Origin of the sequence: Rhodoferax sp. UBA5149, assembly GCF_002413825.1 — a bacterium.
GTDB lineage: Bacteria > Pseudomonadota > Gammaproteobacteria > Burkholderiales > Burkholderiaceae_C > Rhodoferax.
Window position 1 is genome coordinate 18,857 of sequence record NZ_DHXT01000033.1, and the last position, 9,492, is coordinate 28,348.

At 61.4% G+C, this 9,492-nt stretch carries 10 protein-coding genes and 1 pseudogene; 5 read left to right on the forward strand and 6 right to left on the reverse strand.

The window, feature by feature from the left end:
* The 3 genes from ttcA to B3V69_RS02685 form a co-directional block, all read left to right on the forward strand.
* On the forward strand, positions 1-702 hold a 702-nt coding region (ttcA, locus tag B3V69_RS02675), incomplete at its 5' end, for a tRNA 2-thiocytidine(32) synthetase TtcA (RefSeq protein WP_296443544.1).
* A gap of 12 nt (positions 703-714) precedes the next feature.
* Positions 715-1,356, forward strand: a complete 642-nt coding sequence (locus B3V69_RS02680; RefSeq protein WP_296443546.1) for a histidine phosphatase family protein — start codon at positions 715-717, stop codon at positions 1,354-1,356.
* Between the two features lie 36 nt (positions 1,357-1,392).
* Entirely contained in the window at positions 1,393-3,201 is a 1,809-nt protein-coding gene (locus B3V69_RS02685; protein ID WP_296443548.1) for a lysoplasmalogenase family protein, read from the forward strand.
* Here the strand turns inward: B3V69_RS02685 and ruvB are convergent.
* Positions 3,150-4,163: a Holliday junction branch migration DNA helicase RuvB gene (gene ruvB / locus B3V69_RS02690; protein ID WP_414707455.1), complete on the reverse strand. Its 1,014-nt coding sequence runs from the start codon at positions 4,161-4,163 to the stop codon at positions 3,150-3,152. The two genes, B3V69_RS02685 and ruvB, sit on opposite strands and share 52 nt — an antisense overlap.
* 196 nt (positions 4,164-4,359) lie before the next feature.
* On the opposite strand from ruvB, the gene B3V69_RS02695 reads away from it, so the two are divergent.
* Positions 4,360-5,601 carry a carbonic anhydrase gene (locus B3V69_RS02695; RefSeq protein WP_296443552.1) on the forward strand — a complete coding sequence of 414 codons (1,242 nt, stop codon included), beginning with the start codon at positions 4,360-4,362 and terminating at the stop codon, positions 5,599-5,601.
* Between the two features lie 2 nt (positions 5,602-5,603).
* Here B3V69_RS02695 and B3V69_RS02700 read toward each other — a convergent pair whose 3' ends face one another.
* From B3V69_RS02700 to ruvA, 5 genes are all read right to left on the reverse strand, one after another.
* The gene (locus B3V69_RS02700) at positions 5,604-5,903 is read right to left on the reverse strand and encodes an addiction module antidote protein (protein WP_296443554.1); all 300 of its coding nucleotides are present in this window, start codon (positions 5,901-5,903) and stop codon (positions 5,604-5,606) included.
* A 9-nt stretch (positions 5,904-5,912) separates the two neighbouring features.
* Positions 5,913-6,203: a type II toxin-antitoxin system RelE/ParE family toxin gene (locus tag B3V69_RS02705; RefSeq protein ID WP_296443556.1), complete on the reverse strand. Its 291-nt coding sequence runs from the start codon at positions 6,201-6,203 to the stop codon at positions 5,913-5,915.
* Between the two features lie 128 nt (positions 6,204-6,331).
* Positions 6,332-7,777 carry a type ISP restriction/modification enzyme gene (locus B3V69_RS02710; RefSeq protein ID WP_296443557.1) on the reverse strand — a complete coding sequence of 482 codons (1,446 nt, stop codon included), beginning with the start codon at positions 7,775-7,777 and terminating at the stop codon, positions 6,332-6,334.
* A complete protein-coding gene (locus tag B3V69_RS02715; protein WP_296443559.1) occupies positions 7,731-8,567 on the reverse strand; it encodes a hypothetical protein in 837 nt (278 codons plus the stop codon). Before B3V69_RS02715 ends, B3V69_RS02710 begins: the two co-directional genes overlap by 47 nt.
* 49 nt (positions 8,568-8,616) lie before the next feature.
* A complete protein-coding gene (gene ruvA / locus B3V69_RS02720; RefSeq protein ID WP_296443561.1) occupies positions 8,617-9,189 on the reverse strand; it encodes a Holliday junction branch migration protein RuvA in 573 nt (190 codons plus the stop codon).
* A gap of 41 nt (positions 9,190-9,230) precedes the next feature.
* Here ruvA and B3V69_RS02725 point away from each other — a divergent pair.
* Positions 9,231-9,492: pseudogene (locus tag B3V69_RS02725) on the forward strand (PhoH family protein); the annotation flags it as partial.

The following is a 9,492-nucleotide window of genomic DNA, read 5'->3' on the forward strand; positions in this document are numbered from 1 at the left end:
CCCATCAAGTTCGAGCTGATTGCCGTCAACCTGGACCAGAAACAGCCCGGCTTTCCGGATCACATCCTGCCCGAATACCTGAAGAATCTCGGCGTGCCGTTTCATATCGAAACGCAGGACACCTACAGCATCGTGAAGAAGGTGATTCCCGAAGGCAAGACCATGTGCAGCCTGTGCAGCCGCCTGCGCCGCGGCATTTTGTACCGGGTGGCCGACGAGCTCAAGATCACCAAGATCGCGCTCGGTCACCACCGCGACGACATGCTGCAAACCTTTTTCCTCAACATGTTCTTCGCCGGCAAGCTCAAGGGCATGCCGCCCAAACTGGTGAGCGACAACGGCGGCCACATCGTGATCCGGCCACTGGCCAACGTGGCCGAAAAAGACCTCACGCGCTGGGCCGCGCATCGCCAGTTCCCCATCATTCCCTGCTCCCTGTGCGGCAGCCAGGAAAACCTGCAGCGCAAACAGATTGGCAACATGCTGCGCGAGTGGGAGAAACAATACCCCGGCCGCACCGAGACCATGTTCACCGCGCTGCAAAACGTGGTGCCCTCGCACCTGATGGACACGGCGCGCCACAACTTCAAGGACATCCAGACCACCGGCCTGCCCGACGCGGACGGCGACAAGGTGTTTGACGAAGAGGCGTTCCCGCTGGCGTCCTTGCCCCGCCTGCAGGTGCTCCGCGTTCAAGTCTGATTTTTTGAAGCCATGCAAGCCACCCGCATCATTGCCATTCGCCACGGCGAAACCGCCTGGAACGTGGACACGCGCATCCAGGGCCAACTTGACATTGGTCTGAACGAGACCGGCCGCCAACAGGCGAAGCGCCTGGCGCGGGCGCTGGCGAGCGAGTCGATTCAAGCCATCTACGCCAGCGATCTGTCGCGCGCCCGGGACACGGCACGCTCGATCGCCCACACCACCGGACAGGCCGTGCAAACCCATGAGGGCTTGCGCGAGCGCGGTTTTGGCGTCTTTCAGGGCAAGACCTTTGCCGAGATCGAGACCATCTGGCCCGAGCAGGCCCAGCGCTGGCGCAAGCGCGACCCGCTGTGGGCGCCGCAGGGCGGCGAATCGCTGGTGGACGTGCGCGAACGCATCACGCGCACCGCGTCCGAGTTGGCCGCCCGGCATTTGGGAGAGCAAATTGTGCTGGTGGCCCACGGCGGCGTGATGGACGTGCTGTACCGCGCCGCCACCGGACAGGAGATACAGGCACCGCGCAGCTGGGCGCTGGGCAATACCGCCATCAACCGCCTGCTGTGGACGCCCGAAGGCATGACGCTGGTGGGCTGGTCGGACACGCGCCACCTCGACGACGATGCAACCCTGGACGAAACCAGTACCTGAGGGCCGCCGCGAGATGACTCGCGGCAAAATCAGCGCATGAATCAATTTCAGGTCATCGTGTTGGTGACGCCCGTGTTTTTCGTGCTGATGGCGCTGGAGTTGGCCTGGGCTTTCGCGCGCCAGCGCCGCGGCAGCGGTCACAACAACTACCGGCTGGGCGACGTCATCAACAGCATCAGCCTGGGGGTGCTGAGCCAGCTCGGCGCCATCTTTACCAAGCTGCTCACCATCGGCCTCTACACCGCGATCTATGCGAAGGTCGCCGCGGGGGCAGACACCGGCTTCTGGCGCACCGGCTATGGCCTGTTGCTGGCGCTCATTTTTTATGACTTTTGCTACTACTGGCTGCACCGTTGCAGCCACCGCAGTGCCGCGTTCTGGGCGGCGCATGTGGTGCATCACCAAAGCCAGCACTACAACCTGTCCACGGCCTTGCGCCAAACCAGCAGTGGCGCCCTGCTGGGCTGGTTGTTTTATCTGCCCATGGCGCTGGCCGGCGTGCCGCCGCTGGTGTTTGGCATCGTGGCCCTGGTGAATCTGCTGTACCAGTTCTGGGTCCACACCGAGCAGGTCGGCAAACTGGGCTGGTTTGACCGCGTGTTCTGCTCGCCCTCGAACCACCGCGTGCACCGTGCCGTGAATGACGCTTACCTGGACAAGAATTTCGGCGGCATTTTGATGGTGTGGGACCGGCTGTTCGGCAGCTTCCATGAAGAAGGTGAAAAATGCGTCTACGGCACGCGCAGCCCGCTCAACAGCTGGGACCCGCTGTGGGCCAATGCCGAGGTCTATTGGGCTTTGCTGAAAGATTCGTGGCACACGCGCCATCGGGCCGACAAGCTGCGGATCTGGTTCAAGCCGCCGGGCTGGCGCCCCGTCGACGTGGCCCGGCGTTTTCCCAAACCCGACTTCGACCTGGCGCGCATCACGCCCTTTGACCCACCTGCAAGCCGCGCCGTGCTGGGGTTTGTGGTCGTGCAGTTCGTGCTCTTGCTGCTGGGCGTGTCGGCTGTTTTGTGGTTTGCCGACCGCTGGCCCCTGCACACCCTGGCGGTCTGGAGTGCGGCACTGGTGGCCGGCTACTGGGCGATGGGCGCCGTGCTGCAGGGCCGCATCAGCGTGCTGGAGCTGCTGCTGATCGAGACGGCCGCCCTGGCCGCCGCCACAAGCACGCTGGGCCTGCTCGAATTGCACTTCATCTTCAAACCCCTGACGATGCTGTTTGCTATTGTTTTTGTAGCTGATCGCGCAATCAAATCGAGGGCTGGAATGCGATTTGATGCCTTATTGATGGCGGCACTGGCGGCCTCGCTGGCGGGTGATGTGTTCCTGATGCTGCCCGGCAATTTCTTCATTCCGGGCCTGGCCTCGTTCCTGGTCGGCCATCTTTTTTACATCACCCTGTTCCGCCAGGGCGTGCCCTGGTTTCCCAGCCGCCATGCCCTGCTGGGCACGCTGGGCGCGGGGGCTGCCATGTATGCCTGGGTCTGGGGCGGACTGGGTGACCCGGTGCTCAAAGTGGCGGTCGCCGCCTACGTGAGCGTGATCGCCCTGATGACGGCCCAGGCCATTGGCCGGGCGATGACCCAGCGCGACGCGGCCGCCACGGCGGTGGCGCTGGGCGCCTGCGTCTTCATGCTCAGCGACTCCCTGATTGCCATCAACCGTTTCGTGCAGCCGCTGCCGATGGTGTCCTTGTGGGTGCTATCGACCTATTACGTGGCGCAGCTCTTGATGGCGCACAACGCCAGACCCATTGACGTGAAAGTTATTCCGGAAAAGCCAGGGCCGGTTCAAGCGCCAAACATATCGGCGTCGCGATTGGGTGGCGTCACGCCCAGATGACGGTAGGCCGCCAGCGTGGCGATGCGTCCACGCGGCGTGCGCTGCAGATAGCCTTGCTGGATGAGATAGGGCTCAATCACGTCTTCAATCGTTTCGCGCTCTTCGCCAATGCTGGCGGCGATGTTGTCGAGGCCAACCGGGCCGCCGTCAAAGCGGTGGATCACGGCTTCGAGCAGCTTGCGGTCCATCAGATCAAAGCCCTGCGGATCGACATCGAGCATGGCCAGCGCGCGATTCGCGATATCGAGCGTGATCTCGCCCGCGCCCTTGACGTCGGCATAGTCACGCACCCGGCGCAGCAGCCGATTGGCGATGCGGGGCGTGCCGCGCGAACGCCGGGCAATCTCGAAACCGCCCTTGTCATCGGTCGGCACCTTGAGCAGGCCGGCACTGCGTTTGACGATGCGTCCCAATTCTTCGGCCGAATAAAACTCCAGCCGCGCCACGATGCCAAAGCGGTCGCGCAGCGGGTTGGTCAGCATGCCGGCCCGGGTGGTGGCACCGACCAGCGTGAAGGGCTGCAGATCGAGCTTGATGGAGCGCGCCGCCGGCCCCTCGCCAATCATGATGTCAATCTTGTAGTCTTCCAGCGCCGGGTACAGAATCTCTTCCACCACCGGGCTGAGGCGGTGAATTTCGTCAATGAAGAGAACGTCGTTCTTCTCCAGATTGGTCAGCAGGGCCGCCAGGTCCTTGGGTTTTTCCAGCACCGGGCCACTGGTCTGGCGCAAGTTCACCCCCAACTCGTGCGCAATGATGTGGCTCAGCGTGGTTTTGCCCAAACCGGGCGGGCCGAACAGCAGCACGTGGTCCAGCGCCTCGTCGCGCATTTTGGCGGCGCTGATGAAAATCTCCAGCTGCTCGCGCACCTTGGCCTGGCCGACGTACTCATCCAGCAGCTTGGGCCGCAGGGCGCGCTCGATCGCCTCCTCGTTGGGCGAGGCCGGGGCGGCGGACACCATGCGTTTGGGCGGCGGGGCGGCAAAGTCGTCGGTTTGAATGCTCACGGCGGGTGGGGAGGCTGATGGGGGCTTGACTATAGCCTGCAGCGGAACTGACCGGCTCAAGTGCCCTGGCAAAAATGCCGATAACAAGGCACCAACCCGTCTGTATCCAAGGCGGCCTGATCATCGTGCACGTCCACTGGGTCCGCCTGACATGAAAACGACTCGCCTGCAGCCTCTTGCACACCGCCCTCTTGCGCAGGGCCGGCTTCCCCTTGGCGGCCTGGTGCACCCATGGGTGCGTTCCTGGCGGGTCTGGGGCGTGTTCTCGGTCCTTGCCATCGCCCTGGCAGCCGGTCTGCCGACCCTGGCCCGTGCGGCGGACCATGCGGCAGCAGCCGCCGACAGCCCCGCCGTCGCAGCGAAAAAACCGGCGACACCGGCTTCCGCGGCCAAAAGCGTGGCGGACCAATTGCAAGAAGCCGTTGAAAACGGTGTGCTGGTCCAAAAACGCATGACCCTGGTGATCAACGGCAAAGAAAAAAAATACATCACGGTGCCCGCCAAAGCGGAGCCCGCGCCAGCGGAGGCGCCGCCCAAGACAGCCGACGGCGCGCATGGCGCCGCGCCCGCGCAGGCAGCCGCCCACCGGCACACCGCCGTCAACCCGCAGGCCAGCCGCCAGTACATCCGCGCCAAAGCCGCCGCCTTGACGGGCCACGACGTGGGTCTCGACACCAGCACCGAGGTCGAGGACCCCCAACATGGCGGCGAAGTGCATTGGAGTTATGAGGGCGCGAATGGGCCCCAGGCCTGGGGCAAGCTCAAGCCCGACTTCAATATCTGCGCCCTTGGCAAGCGCCAGTCCCCCATCAACATCGACGAGTCGGACACGTTGCAGGGACCAGCGGAGCCACTGCAATTCAATTACCAGCCCAGCAGCGGCAGCGTGGTCAACAATGGCCACACGATCCAGGTTGATTTGGTCGGCGACAACACCTTGACGGTGCGCGGCTCGACCTACAAACTGGTGCAGTTCCACTTTCATCACCCGTCGGAAGAGCGCGTCAATTACCAGGGCTTTGCCATGGTCGCGCACCTGGTGCACAAGAACGCCGAGGGCCAGTTGGCGGTGGTTTCGGTTTTGCTGGACCCAGGCGTCGCCAACGCCTTGATCAACAAGGTGTGGACCCACATGCCGCTGGACACCGGCGACCGCGTGCGCCTGCCCAGCGGCCTGATCGACATGAACGAGTTGCTGCCCAAAGACCAGCGCTACTACCAGTTCATGGGTTCGCTCACCACGCCGCCGTGTACCGAGGGCGTGCTGTGGCTGGTGCTCAAACAGCCCAGCACCGTGAGCCGGGAACAGATCAAGCTGTTCTCGCAGCTGTTTCCCCTCAACGCCCGGCCGGTGCAGGCCGTCAATGGGCGGCCGGTGCGGGACGCGCAGTAGGGTTAAGCAGGCGCTGTCTCGGCGTGCAATTTAATGCCCAGCGCTGCAATGACTTTGAGAATGGTCGAAAAACTTGGATTTCCTTCGCCGGACAGTGCCTTGTAAAGACTCTCGCGCCCCAGACCGGTTTCCTTGGCCAGCTGCGTCATACCCTTGGCGCGGGCAATCGTACCTAGCGCTTTGGCAATAAACGCCGCATCGTCCCCTGCCTCCTCCAGACAGGCTTCCAGGTAGAGCACCATGTCCTCGTCGGTTTTAAGGTGTTCGGCGCTATCCCATTTGCGCAGCTTGATCGTTTCCATATTGACCTCCTACAGTTGCCGCGCAATTTCCAGCGCAGTTTTAATGTCACTCGACTGAGTTGATTTGTCGCCACCTGCCAGCAGAATCACCACCTCCATGCCGCGCTGCACGAAATACACGCGATAACCCGGCCCGTAATGAATCCGCATTTCCGACACCCCCTCACCCACCGGTTCGCAATCGCCAAAGTTGCCACCCTCCGCACGGTCGACGCGAACCTGCACCCGCCGCGCTGCCTGCTTGTCCTTCAACCCGGCGAACCAAGTATCGAAAACTTCCGTGGTGTGGATGAGCTTCATTGCTTAGATTGTATTGTTTGGGATACGAGCTGTCAAAATATCCGCAAGCTGCAACACCACGCAAACTACTGATGAAAGGTCAAAGACTGACTGCCGCTTCGGGCCAGAGCTTGCCGTTGGCAATGGCGTCAATCTCCTGCATCAGCTCGCGGGTGGCGCTGCGCGCTCAGCGGCTGATCTGGCTGGGGCTGCTCGGGCAGCAGCCAGAGCGGAAACACAAAACCATTATTCGACGTTTGTGGCGACATGCAAATCACCTCGGTGATTTTGTCGGTGATCTGTGCGTGAGCGAACGGCTCACCCTTGGTCAGGCGAGAGGTGATCAATCCAATGTTCGGACTCTCTGAAAAATGACGAAAGAGCTTTTGTACCGGCCAACCCATGAGCCCTTTACTGCGCCCCGTGTAATACAAATACCGCTGATCAAATGGGCGGTACAAGACAGGCTTTACGAAAATCTCATCTGGCCCCGAGTTTTTAACGTCTGAAACTGCTGCGCCAAAACTCCAGTCTCGCACGCCCAGCTTTGGCAAACGGAAACGTTGTCGGGCATCCGACTCCGTTGCTGTTAACAGCCAAGAAACTTTCTCGAAGCACTCTTTGGCACTGAAGCTGATGTTGAGTTGATCGCATTTGGTGATCACGCCTGTACCGTTCATTGGAAAGATGTCCGTCACCTTCCAGCCCCGCTCGTACTCCGCCGCATCAGTTTCATCGCGCGGCACCAGCAGCAGTTGCGGCAAGGCGGGTTGCAAGTCTTGCCACGGTGTATCCAACAAGCTGTGTTTCTCCAGCCAGTCGTATTTGTAGTCGCGGCTGCCCCACAGGTCGGCCTGGTGAATGCGGGCCTTGAGCGTGACTTTGCCGCCTTCGAGCTGGCGGTGTTTGGCTTTTTTCACAACGCCGGGTTCAGGGGCGGTGAGTTCAAAAACTTCTTCACCGGCTTCGACCGGCTCAACCGGAACGGAGTTGGGCAGTTTGACGAGAAAGGTGATGCTCACGCCCTGTTCAATATCAAACACGTTTTTGTCGTCACCCTGCGCTTTCAAGGCCACGGGCGTGCGCTCTTTTTTCTTGCTGTTGCCGTGCAGGTCCAGCACATAGATATCATCAAAATCAGCCATCAACCGCGCCCGCATGCCGCGAAAGGTGGGGTTGTCGAGCCAGCCGTGGTTGGTGATGAAGGCCACGATGCCGTGGCCGGTGCGGGCAATGCGGTCGTGCGCAAAGCGGATGAACTTGACGTAATCATCATTGAGCCACTTGCTGTTGCGCTCTTTCAGCGGGCCGCCTTCGGGCTCGGTCTTGTAGCTCTGCAGCAACTGCATGATCCAGTCGCTTTTATTACGCGACTCGCCTGAATACGGCGGGTTGCCCACGACCACCACGACGGGCTTGTCGATCTTGATTTTCTCGGCGCCTTCATTTTCCTTGGCGATCCACTGGCCCAGCATGGCGGCAGTTTGCTGGTGCAACTGATCCAGCGTGTTGGTCAGGTACACATGCAGGCGCTCACCGGTTTGAAACTCAAAGCCCGACTCCTGCAACTGCAAGGCCAGCTTGAGGTGGGCCACCGTGTAGGGCGCCCATCATCAGCTCGAAGCCAAAGATGCGGGGCAGCAACTGCGAGCGCACGTAACCCGGCCAAGCCCCGGCGCCGTGCTGGCCGTCCACCCGTTGGTGAATGAGGGCTATCACCTTGCGCAAAAAAGTGGCCGTGCCGGTGGCCGGGTCCAGGATCAGGGCGCTGGGGTCGGTCACCAACAGGGCGCGAAAACTTTGCTCTTGCTCAAAGAGGTCACTCTCACCAGCCGTCAACAACTCCAGCGACAAATCGCGCAACAGTCGGGTTTGACCTGCCAGGTTTTTGGCGAGCTGGGTCGGGCTGGAGACAGTGGGACTGACTTCGGCCAGAAAGCAGGCTATCAATTCGTCCCACCGCGCAGATGCATCTTTGGCGGGCGCCACATGCTGGCCATTCAGGCTGCCAAGGCTGATTTCCATGCGCTTTTCACCGCCGACGAACCAGATGAAGTCGAGGTAGTTGGTCAACATCAGGTTGGGAAGAGCTTCAAGGTAGCGCTTGAGCTGGTTCGTTTTGAGCGTGGCTTTGAGGCTTTTGTCCACGTCTTTGGCTTCAACAAAGCCAATCACCGACGCGGCTTTGCGCACGATGTAATCGGGCTTGTTTTCGCGCTGGGTGGCTTTAGGCTCGTTGGTAGCCAGTAAGCCGGGGGCGGCGGACTCAATCAGCGCTTTGAGTGCGCTGCGGTGCGTGTGCTCAGTGGCGTCGCCGCGCGACAGCTCTTTTTGCAGGGACTGAAGATAGGCATGGACAAGATGAGAGGGGCTGGCAAGGGTCATGGCGTGCATCGTAGCAACGCGGCGCCTGCTTCAGTCTGGCTCTTACAGCCTACTTCGCCAGCGCCCGCAGCGCCAGCTTGATGCCCTCGCTCACGCCCACCTCTTTGGGCAATGCCTTCAAGGCGGCAGCCGCTTCCTTGTCGCTGTAACCCAGCGCCAGCAGGGCCTGCAGGATGTCGCTCTGGGCGTCGTTGGCGACATTGGCGGCAACGCCGATGTCGGGGCCGAGCTTGCCTTTGAGTTCCAGCAACAAGCGTTCCGCCGTTTTCTTGCCAATGCCGGGCACCTTGATCAGACGCCCCGCTTCCTGCAGCGTCACCGCCAGGGCCAGTTCGGCCACGCTCATGCCCGACAGCACCGACAAGGCGGTGCGCGGCCCGACGCCCGAAATCTTGATCAGCTGGCGAAAGGCCTCGCGCTCGCGCGCGTTCTCGAAACCATAAAGAATCTGCGCATCTTCACGCACCACAAAGTGCGTCAGCAAAGTCACTCGCGCGCCCAGCTCCGGCAGGTTGTAAAACGTGCTCATGGGCACGTGAACCTCGTAGCCGACGCCGTTGCAGTCCACCAGCACCTGGGGGGGATTTTTGTCGCTCAGCGTGCCCGTCAGTTTGCCGATCATTTTTTGCCTATCATGGGTAACCCTTTTCAGGAATTATCAACTTGATTCTCAGACACCTGTTTTCCCCGCCCAACAACACCCGGCTGTCCCATCTGTGCGGCCCCATGGACGAGCATCTGCGCACCATCGAAGTGGCCTTGCAAGTCAAAATTGCGCACCGGCACGAGCAGTTCAAGGTCGACGGCACCAAAGCCAACGCCAAGCGCGGCATGGAAATGCTGCAGGCCTTGTATGAAATGGCGGCGCGCCCGATCGACCCCGCGACCGTGCAGCTGATGCTGGCGGGCGACCCTGATCTGGACG

Bases quoted from the DNA above. Each gene is read 5' to 3' on its own strand.
- B3V69_RS02680 (WP_296443546.1), top strand. From the start codon at position 715: ATGCAAGCCACCCGCATCATTGCCATTCGCCACGGCGAAACCGCCTGG.
- ruvA (WP_296443561.1), bottom strand. From the start codon at position 9,189: ATGATCGGCAAACTGACGGGCACGCTGAGCGACAAAAATCCCCCCCAG.
- B3V69_RS02705 (WP_296443556.1), bottom strand. From the start codon at position 6,203: ATGAAGCTCATCCACACCACGGAAGTTTTCGATACTTGGTTCGCCGGG.
- B3V69_RS02685 (WP_296443548.1), top strand. From the start codon at position 1,393: ATGAATCAATTTCAGGTCATCGTGTTGGTGACGCCCGTGTTTTTCGTG.
- B3V69_RS02700 (WP_296443554.1), bottom strand. From the start codon at position 5,903: ATGGAAACGATCAAGCTGCGCAAATGGGATAGCGCCGAACACCTTAAA.
- ruvB (WP_414707455.1), bottom strand. From the start codon at position 4,163: ATGGTGTCCGCCGCCCCGGCCTCGCCCAACGAGGAGGCGATCGAGCGC.
- B3V69_RS02695 (WP_296443552.1), top strand. From the start codon at position 4,360: ATGAAAACGACTCGCCTGCAGCCTCTTGCACACCGCCCTCTTGCGCAG.
- B3V69_RS02715 (WP_296443559.1), bottom strand. From the start codon at position 8,567: ATGACCCTTGCCAGCCCCTCTCATCTTGTCCATGCCTATCTTCAGTCC.